The organism is Kribbella jejuensis (genome assembly GCF_006715085.1).
Classification (GTDB): Bacteria; Actinomycetota; Actinomycetes; order Propionibacteriales; family Kribbellaceae; genus Kribbella; species Kribbella jejuensis.
The window spans coordinates 763,726-786,230 of record NZ_VFMM01000002.1; the positions used below are offsets into that span (position 1 = coordinate 763,726).

General features: G+C 66.8%; 22 protein-coding genes and 1 other RNA gene. 19 read left to right on the plus strand and 4 right to left on the minus strand.

Annotated elements, in window-relative coordinates; translation table 11 throughout:
- Position 1: 1 nt before the first annotated feature.
- The 11 genes from FB475_RS23595 (at position 2) to FB475_RS23645 (ending at position 13,430) form a co-directional block, all read left to right on the plus strand.
- On the plus strand, positions 2 to 6,715 hold the full coding sequence (locus FB475_RS23595; protein ID WP_185759403.1) for an RHS repeat-associated core domain-containing protein: 6,714 nt from the start codon (positions 2 to 4) through the stop codon (positions 6,713 to 6,715).
- Entirely contained in the window at positions 6,712 to 7,581 is an 870-nt protein-coding gene (locus tag FB475_RS23600; protein ID WP_141858746.1) for a leucine-rich repeat domain-containing protein, read from the plus strand. The genes FB475_RS23595 and FB475_RS23600 overlap by 4 nt, the downstream gene beginning before the upstream one ends.
- Positions 7,582 to 7,907: 326 nt before the next feature.
- Entirely contained in the window at positions 7,908 to 8,087 is a 180-nt protein-coding gene (locus FB475_RS23605) for a hypothetical protein (RefSeq protein ID WP_141858747.1), read from the plus strand.
- A gap of 65 nt (positions 8,088 to 8,152) precedes the next feature.
- Positions 8,153 to 8,617 (plus strand): hypothetical protein, encoded by a 465-nt coding sequence (locus FB475_RS23610; protein WP_141858748.1) that lies wholly within the window; start codon positions 8,153 to 8,155, stop codon positions 8,615 to 8,617.
- A gap of 37 nt (positions 8,618 to 8,654) precedes the next feature.
- Positions 8,655 to 8,855: a hypothetical protein gene (locus FB475_RS23615; protein WP_141858749.1), complete on the plus strand. Its 201-nt coding sequence runs from the start codon at positions 8,655 to 8,657 to the stop codon at positions 8,853 to 8,855.
- Positions 8,828 to 9,067 carry a hypothetical protein gene (locus FB475_RS23620; protein WP_141858750.1) on the plus strand — a complete coding sequence of 80 codons (240 nt, stop codon included), beginning with the start codon at positions 8,828 to 8,830 and terminating at the stop codon, positions 9,065 to 9,067. Before FB475_RS23615 ends, FB475_RS23620 begins: the two co-directional genes overlap by 28 nt.
- Before the next feature lie 367 nt (positions 9,068 to 9,434).
- Complete coding sequence (locus FB475_RS23625; RefSeq protein WP_202878476.1) at positions 9,435 to 10,277, plus strand: nitrilase-related carbon-nitrogen hydrolase; 843 nt, start codon at positions 9,435 to 9,437, stop codon at positions 10,275 to 10,277.
- 12 nt (positions 10,278 to 10,289) lie between these two features.
- The gene (hydA, locus tag FB475_RS23630) at positions 10,290 to 11,696 is read left to right on the plus strand and encodes a dihydropyrimidinase (RefSeq protein ID WP_141858752.1); all 1,407 of its coding nucleotides are present in this window, start codon (positions 10,290 to 10,292) and stop codon (positions 11,694 to 11,696) included.
- Between the two features lie 13 nt (positions 11,697 to 11,709).
- Positions 11,710 to 12,708, plus strand: coding sequence for a TIGR03842 family LLM class F420-dependent oxidoreductase (locus FB475_RS23635; protein WP_141858753.1), 999 nt, complete (start codon positions 11,710 to 11,712; stop codon positions 12,706 to 12,708).
- A 21-nt stretch (positions 12,709 to 12,729) separates the two neighbouring features.
- Entirely contained in the window at positions 12,730 to 13,098 is a 369-nt protein-coding gene (locus tag FB475_RS23640) for a type II toxin-antitoxin system RelE/ParE family toxin (protein ID WP_141858754.1), read from the plus strand.
- Complete coding sequence (locus tag FB475_RS23645) at positions 13,095 to 13,430, plus strand: helix-turn-helix domain-containing protein (RefSeq protein ID WP_202878477.1); 336 nt, start codon at positions 13,095 to 13,097, stop codon at positions 13,428 to 13,430. Before FB475_RS23640 ends, FB475_RS23645 begins: the two co-directional genes overlap by 4 nt.
- 19 nt (positions 13,431 to 13,449) lie before the next feature.
- Here FB475_RS23645 and FB475_RS23650 read toward each other — a convergent pair whose 3' ends face one another.
- The 4 genes from FB475_RS23650 to FB475_RS23660 form a co-directional block, all read right to left on the minus strand.
- Entirely contained in the window at positions 13,450 to 13,857 is a 408-nt protein-coding gene (locus FB475_RS23650) for a cytidine/deoxycytidylate deaminase family protein (protein ID WP_141858755.1), read from the minus strand.
- A 64-nt stretch (positions 13,858 to 13,921) separates the two neighbouring features.
- Positions 13,922 to 15,187 carry an ABC transporter substrate-binding protein gene (locus tag FB475_RS23655; RefSeq protein WP_141858756.1) on the minus strand — a complete coding sequence of 422 codons (1,266 nt, stop codon included), beginning with the start codon at positions 15,185 to 15,187 and terminating at the stop codon, positions 13,922 to 13,924.
- 96 nt (positions 15,188 to 15,283) lie between these two features.
- Complete coding sequence (locus FB475_RS36895) at positions 15,284 to 15,451, minus strand: hypothetical protein (protein WP_185759404.1); 168 nt, start codon at positions 15,449 to 15,451, stop codon at positions 15,284 to 15,286.
- Positions 15,444 to 15,824 (minus strand): hypothetical protein, encoded by a 381-nt coding sequence (locus FB475_RS23660; RefSeq protein WP_141858757.1) that lies wholly within the window; start codon positions 15,822 to 15,824, stop codon positions 15,444 to 15,446. The genes FB475_RS36895 and FB475_RS23660 overlap by 8 nt, the downstream gene beginning before the upstream one ends.
- Positions 15,825 to 15,933: 109 nt before the next feature.
- Here FB475_RS23660 and FB475_RS23665 point away from each other — a divergent pair, with 109 nt between their 5' ends.
- The 8 genes from FB475_RS23665 to ssrA all read left to right on the plus strand — a co-directional run bounded on the left by FB475_RS23665 (position 15,934) and on the right by ssrA (position 22,501).
- Entirely contained in the window at positions 15,934 to 16,983 is a 1,050-nt protein-coding gene (locus FB475_RS23665) for a carbohydrate kinase family protein (RefSeq protein WP_238332368.1), read from the plus strand.
- 173 nt (positions 16,984 to 17,156) lie between these two features.
- Positions 17,157 to 17,846 carry a cell division ATP-binding protein FtsE gene (gene ftsE / locus FB475_RS23670; RefSeq protein WP_141858759.1) on the plus strand — a complete coding sequence of 230 codons (690 nt, stop codon included), beginning with the start codon at positions 17,157 to 17,159 and terminating at the stop codon, positions 17,844 to 17,846.
- 39 nt (positions 17,847 to 17,885) lie between these two features.
- Positions 17,886 to 18,797: a permease-like cell division protein FtsX gene (gene ftsX, locus FB475_RS23675; RefSeq protein ID WP_141858760.1), complete on the plus strand. Its 912-nt coding sequence runs from the start codon at positions 17,886 to 17,888 to the stop codon at positions 18,795 to 18,797.
- Between the two features lie 87 nt (positions 18,798 to 18,884).
- Positions 18,885 to 20,219, plus strand: a complete 1,335-nt coding sequence (locus FB475_RS23680; protein ID WP_238332369.1) for a M23 family metallopeptidase — start codon at positions 18,885 to 18,887, stop codon at positions 20,217 to 20,219.
- A 21-nt stretch (positions 20,220 to 20,240) separates the two neighbouring features.
- Positions 20,241 to 20,714 (plus strand): SsrA-binding protein SmpB, encoded by a 474-nt coding sequence (gene smpB / locus FB475_RS23685; RefSeq protein ID WP_141858762.1) that lies wholly within the window; start codon positions 20,241 to 20,243, stop codon positions 20,712 to 20,714.
- Between the two features lie 77 nt (positions 20,715 to 20,791).
- Positions 20,792 to 21,352 carry a DUF1707 and DUF4870 domain-containing protein gene (locus tag FB475_RS23690; RefSeq protein ID WP_238332370.1) on the plus strand — a complete coding sequence of 187 codons (561 nt, stop codon included), beginning with the start codon at positions 20,792 to 20,794 and terminating at the stop codon, positions 21,350 to 21,352.
- Between the two features lie 16 nt (positions 21,353 to 21,368).
- On the plus strand, positions 21,369 to 22,037 hold the full coding sequence (locus FB475_RS23695; protein ID WP_141858764.1) for a YoaK family protein: 669 nt from the start codon (positions 21,369 to 21,371) through the stop codon (positions 22,035 to 22,037).
- Positions 22,038 to 22,123: 86 nt separating this feature from the next.
- Positions 22,124 to 22,501, plus strand: a transfer-messenger RNA (tmRNA) gene (gene ssrA, locus FB475_RS23700).
- The last annotated feature ends 4 nt before the right edge of the window (positions 22,502 to 22,505 follow it).

Consider the following 22,505-nt stretch of genomic DNA (forward strand, 5'->3'; position numbering starts at 1 on the left):
CATGCGCGTACTTCGTTCCCGTTTCCTACCGGTACTTCTCGGCTTGGCGCTCACCACCACGGTGGCGGTGTCCGGTCGGGTGTCGTGGGCCGAGGCACGGTCCTCCGGGAGTTCCGCCCTTCCGAAGCCCGTGGCGCCGCACGACGCGGACGTCGAACCGGTCAAACCGGTAGCTGCACCGAGTGAGTCCCCGGACCTGAAACGGGCGGTCGACAAGACGATCGCTGCGGCGAACAAGCCGGTCACCTGGCCGGCACCAGCGCACCGCAGCGTGGTCGTCCAACCGGCCGGAACCCGGGCCGACGGACCGGTTACCGCCCGAGCGCTCAAGGGCGGTACGACGGCCACGGTCGACGTCGAGTTCCTCGACCAGGCGGCGAGTGCCCGGGCCGGCGTCAGCGGTGTCCTGGTCAAGGCAACGGCGCCGACGTCGCGGTCCGACGTACAGCTGTCCTTCGACTACTCCGGCTTCGCGAATGCCTTCGGCGCGGACTGGGCCGCGCGGCTGACCGTCGTTGCGCTGCCGGCCTGCATTCTGACCACGCCGAACGTGCCCGCCTGTTCAACGAGCACCCCGCTGCAGGCACACAACGACACCAGCCGGGAAACGGTATCGGCGACGACGCCGGTGACCGCGCAACCGTCGGTGTTCGCGCTCACCGCGGCCTCGGACTCGAGCACCGGCGACTACGCGGCGACCCAGCTCTCGGCCGCGTCCAGTTGGTCCGGCGGCGGCGCGAGCGGAGACTTCACCTGGTCGTATCCGCTCCGCATGCCGCCGGCGGCGGCCGGACCGACGCCGAGCCTGGCCTTCCAGTACTCCGCTCAGTCAATCGACGGGCGGACCTCGGCGACGAACAACCAGGTCTCCTGGGTCGGTGAGGGTTTCGACCTGACCGAGTCCTACATCGAGCGCAAGTACACCAGCTGCGACGAAGACGGCAACGCGGGGAAGTACGACCAATGCTGGAAGTACGACAACGCGACGCTCACCCTGAACGGCAAGTCCAACGAACTGGTCCGGGCCACCGGCGATGTGACCGGAGCCAGCACCTGGAAACTGAAGAACGACGACGGCTCCCGGGTCGAGAAGCTCGTCGGAACGGTCGACAACGGTGACGCCCGCAAGGAGTACTGGCGCGTCACGACGACAGACGGCACGCAGTACTACTTCGGCAAGCACCAGCTGAACTCGTCGATGACGACGTACACGAACTCGGTCTACACCGTACCGGTCGCCGGTGACGACGCGGCCGAACCCTGCCACGCGTCGACGTTCGCGACGTCGTTCTGCAACTTGGGCTGGCGCTGGAACCTCGACTACGTCGTCGACCTGCACGGCAACGCGATGTCGTACTGGTACACCAAGGAGACCAACAACTACGCGAAGAACGGCGTCGCCTCTCCCGGTACGCCGTACGTCCGTGGCGGCTACCTGAACCGCATCGACTACGGCCTGCGCGACAGCACGCTCGCGACCGCGAAGGCTCCGCAACAGGTGGTCTTCACAACCGCGGAGCGTTGCCTCGCCAACTGCTCCGTCCTCAGCAGTACGACGAAGGCGAACTGGCCGGACGTGCCGTTCGACCAGGTGTGCGAGGGCTCGACCGCGTGCACCAACAAGGTTTCCCCGACGTTCTTCAGCCGCGAGCGGCTCTACCAGATCCAGACCCAGGTGCTGAACGGCACGACGTACCAGCCGGTCGACTTCTGGCAGACAAATCTGACCTTCCCGTCCACCAACGACGGCAGCACGGGCGCGCCGATGTGGCTGGCAGGCATCTCGCACAGCGGCAAGGCCGGTACGGCGCTGAGCGTGCCGAACGTGATCTTCAGCCCGATCGGCATGGCGAACCGGGTCGACTCCGGCACTGACGGTCTCAACGGACTGGTCCGTTACCGGATCCACGACATCACCACCGAGACCGGCGCAAAGGTGATGGTGAACTACGCAGGCCCGGAGTGCATGTCGGGGGAGCGGCCGGCGAAGGACTCCAACACCAAGCGCTGCTACCCGGTCAAGTGGACGCCGCCGCGTGAGGTCGAACGCGAGGACTGGTTCCACAAGTACGTCCTGGACAACGTCGTGACGTCGGATCCGACCGGCAACGGTGCCCTGATGATGACGCAGTACCTGTATTCCGGCGGTGCCGCCTGGCACTACCAGGAGTCGCCCATGCTCAAGGACAACGACAAAACGTGGTCCGACTGGCGTGGCTACGGCACGGTCACGACGTACACCGGCGATCCCACCGATCCCGCGCCCCGAAGCCGGTCGGTCACGAAGTACTTCCGAGGCATGGACGGCGACAAGCTCGAAGGTACGACGGCCGTGAAGAACGTCGACGTCGCCGACACGACCGGTACCCTCCGGGCGGATCTGGCTCCGTTGTCCGGCAGCCCACGCGAGCAGATCACCTACCAGAACGAGAACTCCAACACTGAGGTGTCCGGCGTCATCACCGATTACGTCGTCACGCAGAAGGCCGTGCAGGCCGTGCCTGGTGGAACGCTGCAGTCGAACTTCGTCGGTGCGTCGGCAACACAGAGCCGCGTGCACCGCGACGGCGGCCGGCCGGACCTGATCCGGAGCGTCGCCACGACGTACGACCCGGACAACGGCCTGGCGAACAAGGTCACCGACTACGGCGATGCCACCAAGGTCGACGAGACTTGCACGATCACGGCGTACGCGAAGAAGACGGTGCCCTGGCTGGTCGCGCTCCCGATGCGGATCGTCACCTCGACCGGAGCCTGCGACGCCGCCTCGGCGAACCCGCCCGAGAACCGGGTGCTCTCCGACGTGCGGACCTTCTACGACGGCTTGACATACGGTGACGCTTCGAAGGGTGACGCTACGACCGTCCAACGCGTTCACCACTACACCAACGGTCTGCCGATCTACCAGACCACCGGCACGAAGGCGTACGACGCGCTGGGCCGGGCCACGTCCACGGGAGATGCACTCGGCCGGATCACCACCACCGACTACACACCCGCCGCGACCGGTCCGCTCACGCAGACCGTGGTGAAGCAACCGACCGTCAACACCTACAGCGGAACTCCGGCGAACTTCGCCACCACGACTACCTACCGTCCCGAGTGGGGTCTGCCGTCCAAGACCGTCGACCCCAACGGCAAGGTCACCGAGATGGCGTACGACGCGCTGGGCCGGCTGACCGCGGTGTGGTTGCCGAGCCAGGCCCCGGCGTCGACGATGCTCGCGAACACGAAGTACACCTACACGCTGTCGCAGACCGCTGCCTCGACCGTCCGGACCGATCAGCTGAACGTGGAGGCGAACGGATACGTCACCTCGTACGCCCAGTTCGACTCGCTGCTGCGACCCCGGCAGACGCAGGCACCGGGAGCGAACGGGGGCCGGGTGATCACTGAATCCCGGTACGACTCGCGCGGCCAGGTGACCTACGCCAACCAGGACATCTGGGACTCCGGCGCGCCCGCGGCGGCCTTGGTGAACGTGGCCAACGCCTCGGTTCCGAACCAGACCTACAACGAGTACGACGGCACGGGCCGGGTCGTGAAGTCGACGTTCATGAGCATGCTGCAGCCGAAGTGGTCCACGACGACGGTGTACGGCGGTGACACCACCACTGTTCTGCCGCCGGCCGGAGGGAGCGCTACCTCGACCGTGACGGATGTCCGCGGTCAGGTGATCGAGCGGCGCGAGTACGACGGCAACGCTGCCACCGGTACGCCGGACGTCACGACGTACACGTTCGACCTGGACGGGCGGATGACCCGGATGCAGGGAGCCGGCGGCGTCTGGACGTACACCTACGACCTGCGCGGCCGGAAGATCCAGAGCACCGATCCGGACTCGGGTACCACGACCTCCACCTTCGACGAGGGCGACCGGCTGGTGTCGACCACGGACTCGACCAACAACACGCTGGTCACGACGTACGACGCGCTCGACCGCAAGACTGCGTTGTACAAGTCGAGCGTCGACCCGGCCAACCTGCTCGCCGACTGGATGTACGACAAGACCGGTCTGTTGGGGCAGTTGGCGATGTCCACCAGTTACACGGCCGGCAAGACCGGTCCGGCGTACCGGATGATCGTCAACAGCCGGAACGTGCTCTACAAACCGACCCAGATTACTCGGGACATCCCGTCCGTCGAGGGCGTGGAGATCGACGGCAGCTATTGGACCAACTACGCGTACAAGCCCGACGCGAAGACGCCGGCGCTGATCAGCTACTCCGGCGGCGGTGGGCTGGGCGCCGACGACGTCCAGTTCGACTACAGCCCGCTGGGTCTGCCGACCCGGATGTACAGCACCCGCGGCACGTACGTGAATGACGTCGACTACAACCAGTTCGGTGACGTCACGCTGTACGACCTCGGATCCAACGCCGACATGTTCATTGCGAACATCTACGAGGACGGGACCCGTCGGCTGAGCCGCAGTTCGGCGGGCGACGTACAGGTGGTTTCGGACCATCAGTACACCTATGACCCGGTCGGCAACGTCACCAAGGATCAGAACCTCGTCGACGGCGGCGACACGCAGTGCTTCGGCTACGACGGCCACACGCGGCTGACCTCGGCCTGGACACCTGGCGACAAAGACTGCACGAAGGCCCCGAGCACGACGGCACTCGGCGGCGTCGCGCCGTACTGGCAGTCGTGGACGTACACGCCGACCGGTCTGCGGCAGACGCAGACAGACCACTCGGCGAGCGGTGACGTCACCAGCACGTACACCTACAACACGGACCAGCCGCACACGCTGGCGAAGGTGACAGGTGCCGGCGCCGAGAAGGACTACCAGTACGACGCACGCGGCAACACGACCGTTCGGCCCGGGCAGACGCTGAACTGGGATGCGCAAGGCAAGCTGTCCAAGCTGACGAGCTCGGCGGGCGACACCAACTACGTGTACGACGCCGACGGCAACCTGCTCGTCCGCCGTGGCCCGACGGAGACGACGCTCTTCCTGGGCGAGCTCGAGCTGACCCTGAACAAGGCTACCCGGCAGGTGCTCGGCAAGCGCCAGTACGAGTTCAACGGGCAGACGATCGCGGTCCGCTCGGCGAACGGGACGGCGACCTCGGACTTCTCGTGGCTGGTGACCGACTACCACGAGACGTCGCAGGTCGCCGTGGACGCCGCGACGTTGACCGCGACGAAGCGCTATGCGAAGCCCTTTGGTGACCCACGCGGCGTCGCGCCGGGCGCCTGGCCGGACAACCACGGCTTCCTGGGCAAACCGGAGGACAAGGACACCGGCCTGACCACGGTCGGCGCCCGCGAGTACGACCCGACCATCGGCCGCTTCCTGAGCGTCGACCCGGTGCTCGACATCGCAGACCCGCAGCAGATGCTCGGCTACACCTACGCCAACGACAACCCGACATCAGGCTCCGACCCGACCGGCCTGAAGAACGCCGCCGACGGCGACGGCGGCGGAGGCTACACCGACGACGACGTCGACACGCTCTACCCAGTAGCCGGCGCCGTCAACGACAACCCCCACCCCCACCGCGCCGACGACGACGGCGGCACCAACAACGACGACGGCAACGGTGGCGGTGGCAACCACGACGGTGGAGGCCACCACAAGAAGAGCGGCATCGGCGGCTGGCTCAAGAAGCGCGTCAACGACGCGAAGGACAAGGTAGACGAGGCCCACGACTGGGCCAAAGCCCACGCCTCCGAAATCGGCGAGGCGGTCGCCATCGGGGTGGCGGTCGTCGGCGTCGCAGCCTTCTGCGGTGCGACAGCCGGCATCGGATGCCTGGTTGTCGCCGGAGCCGTCGCAGGCGCCGCGGGAGCAGGGCTCGGGTACGGCGCCCAAGTCGCTCTGGACGACAACCTGTCATTCAGCACAGCCAGTCTTGCCAAAGAAGTGGCCATAGGGGGCGTATCGGGTGCTGTGGGCGGCGCTGGGGGCAAGCTGGTCGGTGCGGTCGGCAAAACCCTCCTGGCGAAGGTCGCGTCCGGAGCGGGTGCGGAAGCCGGCGAGGCAGTCGCGAACACCGCGGCTCGTGCCTGTTCGTTCTCCGGGACCACCACGGTCCTCATGGCGGACGGCAGCCAGAAGCAGATTCAGGACGTCCGGATCGGGGACGAGGTCGTCGCTACGGACCCGGAAACGGGTGAGCAGCTCGCGGAGCCGGTCGAGCACGTGTTCGTCCATGGCGATGTCGTCACCGACCTGGTGGTCGAGGGCGACGTCGTCACCACCACCGAAGATCACCCGTTCTGGTCGGTCACCGACCAGGCGTTCGAACGCGCCGACCAGCTTGGAAGCGGCGAACAGGTACTCGGTGCCGATGGCCGCGTACTGACGGTGTCGGGACTGAAAAAGGGTACCGAGCGTCAGGCGCTGGCCTACAACCTCAGCGTTCGGGGGATTCACACCTACCATGTGGGCGACCGGGCCGTCTTGGTCCACAACACCTGCAACCGCGGGATATATATTGTCAACTCCAAGGCAGGTGTTTACGTCGGACAGTCCAAGAACATTTCGAAACGGCTTGCGCAGCACGTGCGGGACGGGAAGTTCACCCAGGCGGAGGCCGACAACGCCGCACGCCAGGGCGTTGTCGGGAACAAGACCAGCCGGGAGATCGCGGAGCAGATGATGATCGACAGATTGGGCGGGATCAACAACCTGCGGAACGTGGTCAACCCGATCGGGCCGAAGAGGTTCCCCTTGATGCCGAATCAGCCCTATTCGCGATGACAGGACAGACGTTCGCGGTCGGGCCGCGACCCAATGGGACCATCGAAATGGTGGTCACCGGGTCGTGGTCCGATCAGGCCGGCGCGGCGTTCGTCGAAGAGGGCGCCGACACCCTCGTGCTGAACTACGCCCTCGGATTCGACATGGCCGACCTGCGATTTCTCGACGGCCTACCGGTGCGGAACCTGGTGGTCATCGACCGGCGCCTGCAGTCGCTCGATCCGATCTACGGCCTTGCACCGACATTGAGAAACATCAGTCTCACCGTGGATCCCGCGTTGACTGTCGATCTCGAGCGACTGCCCGAGTTGACCGAGATCCAGGCGGACTGGGGCCAGATCAGGCAAACGTTCCGCTCTGCGGTTCACCTCGCGCGACTGTTCGCGGGACGATATACGGAGGATGATCTGTGGGCTCTTGCGCCGGCTGGCGACCTCGAGACGCTGGTGCTGAAGGACCGGCCGCGCTTGAAGTCGCTCGACGGGCTGGCAGCCCTCCCGGGTCTTCGGCATCTTGGCGTCCATCTCGCCGCGCGGCTCTCGGATACCGGAGCGGTCCGTGGGTCGATGCTGCGCGAACTGCATCTTGAAGCCTGCAAGAAGGTGACCACCCTCGACGACATTGCAACGTGTGGTGATCTCGAAGTGCTCGACCTGAGTGACGGCGCGAGCTTCTCGAGTGCTGAACCGCTGCGTGCGCTGACGAAACTGCGGGAGCTCCTGTTGTCCGGCTCTACGAGAATCTCGGATGGCGACCTGCGCCCGATCGCCGACCTTCCGCAGCTTCGAGAGCTGCGCATGCAGAGCCGGCGGAACTATCGTCCCAGCGTCGAAGAGGTCCAGAAGATCATCTCCGAGCGACAGTAGTCACCGCGGTGGTAGCCGACCAGCATGGCATGTCCTTGGTCGCGGCGGACGCCGCCACTCAGGTCGCCACCACGCGCCAGGCAACACTTCGGCGACCCGCGAGGTGCCGCACGTCCTGGCCCGACAACCACCGCTTTCCTGAGCAAACCCGAGGACAAGGACGTACCGGGATGGCGCTCTCGTTCCGGCTGGGCCGGAGGTTGAGATTCCGGACATGCGGATGGCGATCGCATATGCGGTTGAATCCCGCTGGGAAGACCTGTTCGTGACAACCGTTGGCCGGCCAATGAGGTACTTGGCGGCTCGGGGGGGACCTGATTGATGCCATGGATCCACAGGTCTGGCCCGGGGCTCAGATCGTCGGCCGTACGACCTTGAGGCCGGACGGAGCGGCTGTGCTCGGAACGGTGGCCCAGGAGAACGACGCCTGGCTGGAGCTGACCCCGGCGGAATACCAGCAGGTCGCAGACCAGATACCCCGGGCAGTCGTGCTGCAGCAGGCCTAGACTACTCCCGGGTGCCGCAGGGAACCGAGCTCATCCGCGAGTCGATGCCCTTCTAAGGTAGCAACGTGGATCTCTCTGCGCTGTCAGACGTAGACCTCAGCGTATTCATCAAGACCATTCATGAGGCGAGGTTCTCAGCGCTCGAGAACGATCCGCTGATTTGGGCCGCTCCGTTCGTGGTGCAGTTGCACGTCGATTTGATCGCGGAACATGAGCGAAGGCTGGCCGAGCAAGGATCCAGCGAGGTCGCCCGACTTCGATCGTGGTTGGTGTGGCGCGGCCGGGAGGAGCACGCGTTGGTGTTGCGGCGGCGGCTCCGGGAGGATCCTGCACTTAGGAGGCTGGTTCGAAGCAACCCAGCTGTGATGCGAGATCTTCTCCGGCCCTTCGTCGTCGACGACGATCTCCTCGTCGAGTTCGCGGATGCTGCCGAACCGGGACGACTGAGCTGGCGAGCTGCTCTTGCACCGGCTCCGCGGCAAGGAAGTCCTGGCCGGTGGAGCGGGATCCAGCGCAGACGGCGCTGGTGAAGTCGGGTGATGTCCTAGGAGAGGAACACTTTGTCGGGTGATCACCTATGACGAGCGGGATCTGGTTGGGCGGTTGAGTGGGCTTGGGCGGGAATCCAAGACCTTCTTTGCCGTGCTCTGCGCCGAGATGCCGTTGTACAGGCGCTATGTGGACGGGTCGGGCGACGGCGATCTGGAGGTGTTGCGCGGGATCGTCGAGCGGGTTGGGGGGTGCTCGAGGATCCGCGCGGTGATCTGACCGATGCACCGGCCGTCCTGGACCGGATGGTTCCTGATGAGGACGTGGTGGCCTGGGTGCCCGAGTTGGCGTACGGGCAGAACGGGGCGATCGCGGTCGCTTACGCCGTGGACGTCTGGTTGGGCGATGATTCGCAGCGTGCGGCGTGGGCGGCGCGACAGGTGTTTGAGGCCCGGCGGAGTACGCCGGGCGGCCGTCGACGGACGGTGTGACGGTCGAGGAGGCAGGCGGTGAGAATCCGTCGCTGTCCAGCCGGGAGGTACAGACCGCACTCGAGGCCATCGAAGCCGACCTCTCTGCGATCGAACAGACCGGCACGGCCCAGTTGGATGCACTCCGGCGACGTACCTAGCGCGAGGCGGCCGACCGGGCGACCGTCTTCCGGTAAGCAAGTTGGCGTGCGATATCTCCCGGAACCTGGCCGACAAAGCTGAGAGAACCTCAGCTGAACGGTTGCCGGGCGGATCGAGGACTCGGTGCCGGCGCCCCGGACGGCGGTCCGCATGGATCGCGGGCATCCGTTGACGGGTGGGGTGGGGTGGATGGAGCATGGGGGCTCGGCTACTTGGGGAGGTTCTTGTGGCGGAGGTTGTGCGGGCGGCGCTTGTGCAGACTTCTTGGACGGGTGACAAGGAGTCGATGATCAAGGCGCATGAGGAGTACGCGCGGCAGGCGGCTGCCCAAGGGGCGCGGGTGATTTGTTTTCAGGAGTTGTTCTACGGGCCGTACTTCTGTCAGAAGCAGGATGCGGAGTACTACGAGTACGCCGAGGCCGTGCCGGGGCCGACGACCGAGCGGTTCGCCGCCCTTGCCGAGGAGCTCGGGATGGTGATGGTGCTGCCGGTGTACGAGCAGGAGCAGCCGGGGGTGCTGTACAACACGGCTGCGGTTATCGATGCCGACGGCACCTATCTGGGGAAGTACCGGAAGAACCACATCCCGCAGGTGAAGGGGTTCTGGGAGAAGTTCTACTTCCGTCCCGGCAATCTCGGGTACCCGATCTTCGACACCGCGGTCGGGCGGATCGGCGTCTACATCTGCTACGACCGGCACTTCCCCGAGGGTTGGCGGGCGCTCGGGCTGGCCGGCGCGAAGATCGTGTTCAATCCGTCGGCGACCAGCCGCGGCCTCTCGGCGTACTTGTGGAAGCTCGAGCAGCCCGCGTCCGCGGTCGCGAACGAGTACTACATCGGCGCGATCAACCGGGTCGGCATCGAGTCCGAGTTCGGCGACAACGACTTCTACGGTACGTCGTACTTCGTCGACCCGGAGGGGAAGTTCGTCGGCGACGTCGGGCACGACCACGATCCGGAACTGATCGTCCGCGACCTGGACCTCGGCCTGCTGGACACGGTCCGGGACCGCTGGCAGTTCTACCGCGACCGCCGCCCGGACGCGTACGGAGACCTGACGAAACCGTAGAGGGGACCCCGAATGTCGTTGCTGGTCAAGGGTGGAACCGTCGTCGGATCGACCGGGACCCGCCGGGCGGACGTGCTCGTCGACGGCGAGAAGATCGTCGCGGTCCTGGACCCGTCGTTCACACCGACGATCACCGCGGACCAGGTGATCGATGCCGAGGGCAAGTACGTGATCCCGGGCGGGATCGACGCGCACACGCACATGGAGCTGCCGTTCGGCGGTACGGCGGCCAGCGACACGTTCGACACCGGCACCCGCGCCGCGGCGTACGGCGGGACCACGACGATCATCGACTTCGCCGTCCAGCGCACCGGCGAGGTGGTCCAGGACGGGCTCGCCGCCTGGCACGCGAAGGCCGACGGCAACTGTCACATCGACTACGCGTTCCACATGATCCTCGGCGGCGTCGACGCGGACGCGCTGAAGGCGATGGACCAGCTCGTCGCGGACGAGGGCATCACCAGCTTCAAGTTGTTCATGGCCTACCCGGGTGTCTTCTACTCCGACGACGGGCAGATCCTGCGCGCGATGCAGACCGCGCGCGAGAACGGCGCGATGATCATGATGCACGCCGAGAACGGGATCGCGATCGACGTCCTCGTCCAGCAGGCGATCGAACGCGGCGAGACCGACCCGATCTACCACGGCATCACCCGACCGGCCGCGCTCGAGGCGGAGGCCACGAACCGGGCGATCGCGCTCGCCGAGGTGGCCCGCGACTGCCCGCTGTACATCGTCCACCTGTCCGCGAGCGAGGCGCTCGAGAAGGTCGCGGCCGCGCGGCACGCGGGCCGGAACGTGTTCGCCGAGACGTGTCCGCAGTACCTCTATCTGACGCTGGAGGACCAGCTCGGGGCGCCCGGGTTCGAAGGCGCGAAGTGGGTCTGTTCGACGCCGCTGCGGAGCAAGCACGAGCACCACCAGCGCGACCTGTGGAAGGGCCTGCGGAACAACGAGCTCGCGGTCGTGTCGACCGACCACTGCCCGTTCTGCATGAAGGACCAGAAGGAGCTCGGCCTCGGCGACTTCTCCAAGATCCCGAACGGGATCGGCGGCGTCGAGCACCGGGTCGACCTGCTGTACCAAGGCGTCGTCGACGGCAAACTGAGCCTGGAGCGCTGGGTGGAGACGATCGCGACCACGCCGGCTCGGATGTTCGGGCTGTACCCGCGCAAGGGCGTCGTCGAGCCGGGGTCGGACGCGGACCTGGTGATCTACGACCCGAACGGCACCACCCGGATCGGGGTCGAGACGCACCACATGAACATGGACTACTCGGCGTACGAAGGGGTCGAGATCCAGGGCCGGGTCGGTACGGTGATCTCCCGCGGCGAGGTGATCGTGGCCGACGGCAACTACCACGGTCGCAAGGGGCGCGGGAAGTTCCTCAAGCGCGGTCTGTCGTCTTACCTGATGTAGGGGAGGCCCACAAGTGGACTTCGGTGTGGTGTTCCAGTGTGATCCGCCCGCGTCCACGGTCGTGGAGCTGGCGCGGAAGGCGGAGGACGCCGGGTTCTCCTACGTGTGGACGTTCGACTCGCACCTGCTCTGGCAGGAGCCGTTCGTGATCTACAGCCAGATCCTGGCGGCCACGCAGCGGGTGATCGTCGGGCCGATGGTGACGAACCCGGGCACCCGGGACTGGACCGTGATCGCGTCCCAGTTCGCCACGCTGAACGAGATGTTCGGCAACCGGACGATCTGCGGGATCGGCCGCGGCGACTCGGCATTGCGGACGCTCGGCGCCAAGCCCGGCACGATCGACGAGATGAAGCAGTGCGTCGAGGTGGTCCGCGGACTGGCCCGTGGTGAGACCGTCGAGTATCGCGGTCAGCAGCTGAAGTTCGCCTGGGTCGACAACGGGGCGCTGGACGTGTGGGTGGCGGCGTACGGTCCGCGCGCCCTGCAGGCAACCGGTGAGGTCGGCGACGGGTACATCCTCCAGCTCGCCGACCCGGACATCGCCGAGTGGATGATCGGTGCGGTACGCCGTTCCGCCGAGCAGGCGGGCCGCGATCCCGAGGCGATCAAGTTCTGCGTGGCGGCGCCGGCGTACGTCGGGGACGACCTGGAACACCAGCGCGAGCAGACCCGCTGGTTCGGCGGGATGGTCGGCAACCACGTGGCCGACATCGTCGCGCGGTACGGCGCGTCGGGCGCGGTGCCGAAGGCGCTCACCGACTACATCGAGGGGCGGAAAGGGTACGACTACGCCGAACACGGTCGCGCCGGCAATACCCACACCGCCTTCGTCCCCGACGAGGTCGTCGACCGCTTCTGCATCCTCGGCCCGCCCGAGAACCACCTCTCCCGCCTAGCCGCCCTGAAGTCCCTCGGCGTAGACCAGTTCGCCCTCTACCTCCAACACGACGCCAAAGAACAAACCCTCACGTCGTACGGCAAGGACATCATCCCGTCCTTCCACGTATGACAAATATGTTATATTCTGTGGATGGGTTGGCAGATTACCCTCCATCCGGAGGTCGAGAACTGGTTCTTGGCCCTGTGCGAGCGTGAGCCGGAGACCGGAGATCTCATCGAGGACGCGATCGACCAGTTGGTCGATGAGGGACCGACAGCCGGTCGGCCGCTGGTGGACCGTGTGAAAGGTAGCCGATTCCACAACATGAAAGAGCTGCGTCCTGCATCGTCGGGCCGGAGCGAGATCCGGATTCTCTTCGCCTTCGACCCGGCGCGCGAAGCTATCATCCTTGTGGCAGGGGACAAATCCGGGCAATGGGAAAGTTGGTATCGGACGGCGATTCCGTTGGCGGACGAGCGGTTCGCGGAACACTTGATCGCGCTGAAGGAGGAGGGATGACGATGAACGGATACTCGAAGTGGGAGGATGTCAAGGCCAAGGCGCAGGCTGCAGACTCCCGGTCGCCCGCCGAGCGCGCCGCCGGCAAGCAGGCAGCTCGTGAGCGGCGCGAGGCGTATGTCCGTGGACACCAGCTGGCGGAGATGCGCAAAGCGGCGGGCGTCACGCAGACCGCCCTTGCTGAGCTCCTGCAGGTCTCTCAAGCGCGGATCTCGAAGATCGAGAGTGGTGAGATCTCCGGTATTGACGTCATCCGTGCGTATGTCACAGCTCTGGGTGGCAGCGTGGACCTGGTCGCGACTCTTGGCGATCGGACGTGGAAGGTCGCCTGACCACACTGCCTGTCGCGCGTCAAGGGGTCCAGCGGTAGGGGCCTGGGAGGAGGGCTGGGGCGGGGACTGAGCCGGGGCCGGTGGGGGACGGGAGGATGACGCGGATTGTTGGGTGGTAGTCGACGAGGATCTGGCGGTCGCGGCCGCAGGGGCCGACGACGCCTCGGCCTTCGTTGCCTACGGCGACGATTGTGGTGAGTTCGCGGGCGCCGTCGGCGCGGGCGCGGCCGAGGGCGACCAGTTCGGCGCACGGGCCGCCGGTGAAGTGGTACAGGTTGATGCCGGCGTACATCCGGCCGTCCGCACCGCGGACCGCGGCGCCCATGGTGTGGACGCCGTCGGGTCCGTCGGTGTTCGCGTCGACGGTGCGGCGGGCCAGCTCGATCAGCTCGCGGTCGTCGTCGGTGAGCGGTTGCAGCGTGAACATACGGCTACCTTCGCACGAGCGGGCGCCGCGGATCACCCGGTTATGCCGGGCCGGCCCCCGCGGATCAGCCGGTGATCCGCTTGAGCTCGGCCTCGGTCACGGACTTGACGGTCTTGATCTCGGTGGCCGGGTCGGCGCCGCTGCGGATGATCCTGTTCAGCGCGTCGGAGTACGCCGAGCCCGCCTTCGGCGACCACAGGATCGGGGTCTGCGCGTGGCCGTTCTCGGTCGCCAGCTTGGCCGCGTCAGCCGCGGGGCCGGACTTCAGCTTGTCCGCCTTCTCGACCAGGCTCTTGCGGGCCGGGATGTGGAAGCCGTACGACTGCGCGAAGTCGAGCTGGTCGTCGGTCTGATCGACCCACAGCCACTTGACGTACTTCTTCGCCGCGTCGACGTTCTTCGACTTCGCGTTCACACACGACCCGTACGCGCCGATCGGGACGCTCGGCTTGCCCGTGGTGGCGTTCAGCTTCGGCCAGGGGAGTACGCCGTAGTCGCCCGGCAGCGCCTTCTCGATCGCGGGTAGCGTCCACAGGCCGGTGAACTGCATCGCGGTCAGACCCTGGGTGAAGGCCGACGGGTCGGACCAGTCGGTCGGTGCCCCGAGCAACAGCACCTTCGCGGTCCAGAACTCCCGCAGCTTGCGCAGCGATTCGACCGCGGCCGGATCGTCGAAGCCGAACTGGTTGTCGGCGGTCAGGTAGTCGAGCCCGGCCGACCACAACGCCGGCCCGCCGAGCACGCCGACGCCGCCGTCGTTGCCGACGAACAGACCCTTGACCTTGTTGGTGGTCAGCTTCTTCGCCGCGTCGAGCAGCTCGTCCACAGTCTGCGGGGGTTGTACGCCGGCCGCGCTCAGCAGGCTCTTGCGGTACACGAGCAGCTGCATGTCGACGACCTGTGGAATGCCGTACAGCTTGCCCTGGTACGTCATCCGCTCGACCAGGGCGGGGTTGAAGTCGGACTTCGCGTCGCCGAGCAGGTCGGTGAGTTCGACGACCTGGTTGCCCTTGATCATGTCGATCGTGGGACCGTTGCCGTACTCGAAGACGTCCGGTCCCTGATCGGTCAGCAGCGCGGTCGAGGCCTTCTTGTCGTAGTCGCCGGGCGACCACTGGATCGTGACGGTGGCGTCCGGGTAGGCCTTGGCGTACCGCTCCACCGCCTGCTGCGTGCCCGCTTCGCCGTACTGGTGGTACCACTGCTGCAGCGTCGGCTTGGAGCCGCTGCTCGTGGACGGCCGTCCGCTGTTGGACCCACAGCCTGCCACCGCCATCGCCGACAGGCCGGCGCCGATCCCCAGCAACCGCCGCCGCGTCATCCCACTCATGTGCCGCCTCCGTTCACCGCAGTCCCACAGCCTGCGTCCAGGACACGACCTTACGACCGCGGCGGCCTACGTCGACGGCATTTCCAGCTGCGGAGATCAGGCGGGGGCGGGGGTGGCGGAGTCGTTGTTGGGGTTGGGGTGGGCGTTGGCGATCCGGGCGACGCCCTCGTCGGGCTTGCGGCCGGCGCGGCGGGCGGCCTCGACGTGCAGGCGGGCCAGTTCGATCACCTGGCGGGAGACCTTGACGGTCCGCTTATCAGCCATGGGCACTGTCTCCCTCGACGACTTCGATGTCAGCTTCCGCGATATCAGCGTACGCGTCCGCGCCGACCCGGTCGATCGTCACGGCGGCGGTCAGCGCGGCGACCAGGTCGTAGTCCTCGGGCTGTAGCAGTTCGGACCGCATCAGTGAACGCAGCGTCACTACGCCGGCGTCGGTCCCGGCGTCCGCGCCCTCGAGGATCTGCTCGACCGCCCAGCGCACCATCCGCATCGTCTCCTCGCGGTGCCGCCAGGTGTCGAGTTCCCGGTCGGACTTGCGGGTCAGGTACGCGCCCAGCACCACACCACCCAGAGCGAGCAGCGGTGAGAGCACAGTCATCACCACGCCGACGACCGAGATCCAGGTCGGAATCATCGTCGCCTCCCGATTCCTTCCAAAGAAATGGTCTTGACCGGTCGATCATGTTACGAAGGAGCATCCCATCCAGTACCGACAGGCCAGGATGACAAGGAGCAGTGTCACCGTGACGGAGCAGCAGGGCGAATACGACGTGTTCGTACAAGGGACCGTGTTCTACGACATCGTCATGACCGGTCTCGAGTCCGCCCCGATCACCGGGACCGAGATCTTCGCCGAGGGCATGGGGTCCTGCCCCGGCGGCGTCGCGAACTTCGCGATCGCGGCCGCCCGGCTCGGCCTGAAGAGCGGCCTGGCCGCGGTCTTCGGCGACGACGTGTACGCCGACTTCTGCTGGCGGACGCTCGCTGACCAGGAGGGTGTCGACCTGTCGCACTCGCGCCGGATCGGCCACTGGCACTCCCCGGTCACGGTGTCGATGTCGATCGATCGCGACCGCGCGATGGTCACCCACGCCCACGAGGCGCCCGGCGACCCGAGCAAGCTGGTCGGTCCGGGCCTGAGCACCCGCTCCGCGATCGTGCCGGTCGCGGAGGAGTTGCCCGGCTGGACGGTCGAGGCTCGCGAGTCCGGCGCGCTGCTGTTCGGCGACGTCGGCTGGGACCCGACCGACGAGTGGTCACCCGCCGTACTCGAGGTACTGGACGGGTTCCACGCGTTCACCCCGAACGCGGGCGAGGCGATGGCCTACACCCGCACCGACACGCCGAAGGCCGCCCTGCACAAGCTCGCCGAGCGCGTCCCGCTCGCCGTGGTGACGAACGGCGCGGACGGTGTACTCGCGATCGACCAGACGACCGGCGAGGAGGAGCAGGTACCGGCGCTGCCCGTGCGCTCGTACGACCCGACCGGGGCCGGCGACGTGTTTCTCGCCTCGCTCGTGCTCGGAACGCTCCGCGGTTGGCCGCTGGCGCACCGGCTAGCGTTCGGCAACCTGTGCGCCGGGCTGTCCGTGCAGCATTTCGGCGGATCGCTCGCCGCGCCCGGCTGGGGCGACATCATCGACTGGGTCCGGGACCACAGCCGGCACCGTCCCGGCGGCGTCGACCCGGACATCCTGCGGCACTACGCGTTCATCGGCGACGTACTCCCGGCCGGCCCGGTGCCGATCGTCCGCCGCGCCTCCGCGACCATCGCCCGCCAGTCCGACGCCTAGTACGCCCGTTTGAAACGCACCGGGTATCGGACGGGCGCGTACGGACTGGCAGGTCCGGTCGGCGGCACGCCGTGGAAGCCCTAGACTGACTGCCGGCCGCTCCGGTGGCGTACGGTGCACTTCGTGGTTACCGTCGCGTCGCTCCCTGTTCCCGACCACGGCCGGATGAATCCGTGATCCGCTTCGAGAATGTTTCCAAGACGTACGAGGGCCAGACCAAGGCCGCTCTGCTGAACGTCAACGTCGAGATCGAGAAAGGCGAGTTCGTCTTCCTGGTCGGTACCTCCGGGTCCGGCAAGTCGACGTTCCTGCGTCTGGTCCTGCGCGAGCACCGCACGTCCAAGGGTCACATCATGGTGGCCGGCAAGGACCTGAACCGGCTCGCCAGCTGGCGGATCCCGCAGATGCGCCGCCAGATCGGCACCGTGTTCCAGGACTTCCGGCTGCTGCCGAACAAGACCGTCGCGGAGAACGTCGCGTTCGCGCTGCAGGTGATCGGCAAGCCCCGCTCGCACATCCGCAAGACGGTGCCCGAGGTGCTCGAGCTGGTCGGTCTGGACGGCAAGGAGGACCGGCTCCCGGACGAGCTGTCCGGCGGTGAGCAGCAGCGGGTCGCGATCGCGCGCGCGTTCGTGAACCGGCCGATGATCCTGATCGCCGACGAGCCGACCGGAAACCTCGACCCCGGTACGTCGGTGGGCATCATGAAGCTGCTGGACCGGATCAACCGGACCGGTACGACGGTCGTGATGGCCACCCACGACGTGTCGATCGTCGACCAGATGCGCAAACGAGTGATCGAGCTCGAGAACGGTCACGTCGTCCGCGACGAGTCGCGCGGCGTCTACGGCTACCAGCACTGACCGCCGAGCACAGTGACTCCTAGGGACTGACTGACTGACATGCGCCTGAACTACATCCTCTCCGACCTCGGCATCGGTCTGAAGCGGAACCTCTCGATGACGATCGCGGTCGTCGTCACGATCTGGGTCTCGCTGTCGCTGTTCGGCAGCGCGCTGCTCGCGCACGAGCAGGTGAACCTGATGAAGGGGAACTGGTACGACAAGATCCAGATCTCGGTCTTCCTCTGCACCAAGGACTCCGGCGGCCGCGGCTGCTCCGGCGCCGAGGTGACCCAGGAGCAGAAGAACCGGATCCAGCAGGTGATCGAGTCGAATCCGGACACCGCGCCGGACGGCGTGTACACCGAGTCGAAGGCGCAGGCGTTCGAGTCGTTCAAGAAGCTGTACAAGGACTCGCCGATCGTCAGCACGGTCACCCAGGACCAGATGCAGGAGTCGTTCCGGATCCGGCTCAAGGACCCGCAGCGCTACCAGAACCTGGTCAGCGCGGTGGCCGGCCTGCCGGGCGTGGACACGGTGCAGGACCTCAGGCAGTACCTCGATCCACTGTTCAAGGCGCTCAACTGGCTGCAGTGGGGCTCGTACGCCGGAGCCGGCCTGCTGCTCGTCGCCGCGCTGATGCAGATTGCGAACACGATCCGGCTGGCGGCGTACGCGCGCAGACGTGAGATCGGGATCATGCGCCTGGTCGGTGCCTCGAACTTCTACATCCAGCTGCCGTTCCTGCTGGAAGCGGTACTGGCCGCCATCATCGGCGCCGTACTGGCCTGCGGCACCCTGTGGATGATCGTGTACTTCATGATCATGCAGCGCGCGCAGGAGACGTTCCGGGTCTGGCAGTGGGTCGGCGCCACCGAAACCTTCCGGGCCACGCTGATCATGGTCGTGGTCGGCCTGGTGCTGGCGGTCGTCCCGACATTCCTGACGACGCGGAAATACCTCAAAGTCTGACCCGGGTGACTTATCGTGCAGTAACAGGAGTAACAACAGTCACTCCTGTACCGTACGAGAACCTCGTCCAGAGCAAAGGGTCGATCTGTGGTCCGGCAGACTGTGGTTACCGCTTGCTGCCTCGTCCTGTCCCTGTCCGCCGGCGTCCTGGCCGCGGTCCCGTCCGCTCCGTCCGCGCAGGCGCGGCCGCCGGACCCGGCCGCCAAGAAGAAGCAACTCGACTCGCAGATCAACCAGTCCAAGGCTGATCTCGACGACGCGTCCGACCAGCTCGGCAAGTCCGTTGCCGCGTACAACCAAGCCGTCACGAAGTACCAGGCCGTCCAGGTCCGCTACGCCGCCGCGCAGGGGCAGCTCGCCGCCGCGAAGGCCGCCGACGCGGTTGCCGCGGGCAAGCTTGTCGCGGCCGAGGCGGCGTTGCGTACGGCGGCCTCGGACGTCGCGGCCGGTGAGAAGCTGATCGCGGAGAAGCGGGCCGTCGCGGGGCGCGCCGTACGGTCGGCGTACCAGCAGCAGAACGGTCTGGTCGGGCTGTCGATCGCGCTGCGCGGTGCGGCGCCGGCCGACATCGCCACCGGCATGCAGGTGCAGCGCAACGTGTTCGGCATCCAGAGCAACGCGATCACCAACCTGAACAACGCGCAGGCGCAGCTCGCCAGCAAGCAGGTCAAGATGGCCGCCGCGGAGCAGGACGCCGAGACGGCTCGCGCCGAAGCCGCGGCCACGGTGCAGAAGGTCACCGAGCTGACCAAGCAGGTCGCGGCCGACCGAGCGGAGGCGGCAGCGGTCGCGGCGGTCAAGCTGACCGCGTTCAAGGCGGCCGAGAAGGAGAAGAACACCGAGCTCGCGCAGTACAACTCGCTGTTGCGGGAGCGGAACCGGGTCCAGCAGATGCTGATCGCCCAGGCGAAGGCCGAGAAGGCGGCCGCAGCGCGCCGGAAGGCGGCGGCCGAGGCGGCCGAGCGGGCTCGCGCGCGGAAGGAGCACCGGCAGCCGCGGGACATCCCGGATCCGCCGTCGACGGGTGACGGACGGCTCGGGTACCCGGTGAGCAGCTATATCACGTCGCCGTACGGGATGCGGTTCCACCCGGTGCTGCACATCTGGAAGCTGCACGACGGTACGGACTTCCGCGCTCCCTGCGGTACGCCGGTCCGCGCCGCCGCCGACGGGGTGGTGACGGACAAGTACTACAACGGTGGTTACGGGAACCGGCTGTTCATCTCACACGGGGTGATCGGCGGGCACTCGATCACGACGGTCTACAACCACTTGTCGAAGTACAAGGCCCACGTCGGTGAACGGGTCAAGCGCGGCGAGATCATCGCCTGGTCCGGTACGACGGGCTACTCGACCGGCTGCCACTTGCACTTCATGGTCTACAAGGACGGCAACGTGGTTAATCCCATGGGGTGGCTGTGAGCTACCTGCGATAATGGTCGGATGGTGAAACAGTCCGGCCGGGAGAAGCCGATCGCGCAGAACCGTAAGGCGCGACACGACTACCACATCGAGGACGTGGTGGAGGCCGGGCTGGTGCTGACCGGGACCGAGGTCAAGTCCCTGCGGCAGGGCCGGGCCTCCCTGGTCGACGCCTTCGCCGCCGTCCGTGGGAACGAGCTGTGGCTGCAGGGCATGCACATCCCGGAGTACAAGCACGGCACGTGGACCAACCACGAACCACGCCGTACCCGCAAGCTCCTCCTGCACAAGGACGAGGTCGCAAAACTCATCCGAGCCGTAGAACAACAGGGTGTCTCCCTCATCCCCCTGTCCCTGTACTTCAAGGACGGCTACGCGAAGGTCGAGCTGGCCACCGGCCGAGGCAAGAAGGACTACGACAAACGCCACGCCCTAGCCGAACGCCAAGCCAACCGGGAAGCCCAAAGAGCCCTCTCCGACCGCCACCGCGGCTGACCGACTGGGGTTCGGTCAGGGGTTGGTCCGGGCTGAACCCGATGGGGTGGATGGAGTCGGGCGCGCAGAGTGGGGGTATGTCCACTTCAGAGTTGCTGGTGACGTCGGCTCAGCGGGATCGGGCCGTCGAGATCCTCAAAGAGATGTACGCCGACGGCCGCCTCGACCACATGGAGTTCGACCTCCGGTTGGACAAGGCGCTCAACGCGCGGACCCGGGCCGAGTTGAACAGCACGTTCGACGGGCTCGTCTCCCGCCCGGTGCCGACGTTCGCGCCGGCCGCCTTCACCCGGCCCGCGCCGCTGCAGACCTACCACGGCGACGGCCGCGGGCTCGGTACGGTCGCGCACTGGCTCGGGTACCCGACCTCGTTCGTCGGCCCGGCGCTCGTCGTCGCGACCGCCGGCCAGCGGAACCCCGCCGTACGCCGCCACGCGGTCGAGGCGCTGAACTTCCAGCTGACCGCGGCCGGGGCGTTCGCGCTGCTCGGGATCATGACCGGGTTCACGCACGGGTTGCTCGGGTTCCTGTTCCCGATCCTCGGCATCCTCTGGTTCCTGCTCACGGGCATCGGCGGCCTCGCCACCGCGGCCGGCGGCAAGTTCCGCTACCCGTTCACCATCCGCCTGATCAAGTAGGCCCTACCCTGCTGCGGTGGGCGTACCCGTATCAACGCGGTGGGAGGTCGGTGCGTTCCTCGGGCTGACCGCGGCGACCGGGCTGATCGACGCGGTCAGCTACCTGAAGCTCGGACATACCTTCGTCGCGAACATGACCGGGAACGTGGTCTTCCTCGGGTTCGCGGTCGCGCCCGGGTCGGGATTCCGGCTCGGGCCGCCGGTGGTCGCCGTCGCCGGCTTCGTTCTCGGCTCGGTGCTCGGCGGCCGGGCGGCGCGCGTACTCGAGGCGCGGCCGCGGCGCTGGCTCGGCATCGTCTTCGCCACGCAGGCCGCGGTGCTGCTGTTGTGCGGTCTGCTGGTCGGGGTCGGCGTACTGCGGGAATCGGGCGGTACGTCGTACCTCCTGATCCTCGCGCTGGCGGCCTGTTTCGGACTGCAGAACGCGACCGTACGGCAGGTCGCCCCGAAGGACATGACCACGACCGTACTCACGCTGACGCTCACCGGCCTCGCCGCGGACAACGTGCTCGGCAACGGGCGAGCGGCCAGCCCGTACCGCCGCGTCGGCTCGATCCTCGCGATGCTCGCCGGCGCTGCGGCCGGCGCCCTGCTGCTGCGCGTCACGATCGGCTGGGTGATCGCCCTCGCGGGAGCCGTGGTCGCGGCCGCGGCCGCCGTCTTCGCGCTGGCTCCGGCGGACTGAGGGAATGTCGGGTGCGGGCGGTTGGTTGGACTTGATAGTGTGGAGCTTCCACCGAGCGGTACGGGTGGGAGTTTGACAACTCAACAGGGGGTGAACGGTTTCGACTTTGGACGTGTGTTCCAAGGGAAGCGGGCCGAGGATCCAGGGTTATCTCGTTAACGATCTCTGGAAACCAATAACTGCCAATTCCAAGCGCAGTAGCTTCGCTCTCGCCGCCTGACGGCCTGAGCACTTAAAGAAGCGGTCAGCCCGGGGATGCTCCCGCCCCGGCTCCTGGCCTCAGCTAGGGAGCTTGCTTTGTTAGTCCGGTCACGGGGCTAGCACGGGACATTTACAGTGACTGAGCCTGTCAGCGAGATGTCTGTACAAACGCTGGGGCTGAGAAAAGCGCCATTCAGACTGCGCCCGGAGAAGCCTTGAAGCAACGCCGAAGGACGCGGGTTCGATTCCCGCCACCTCCACCCCTAG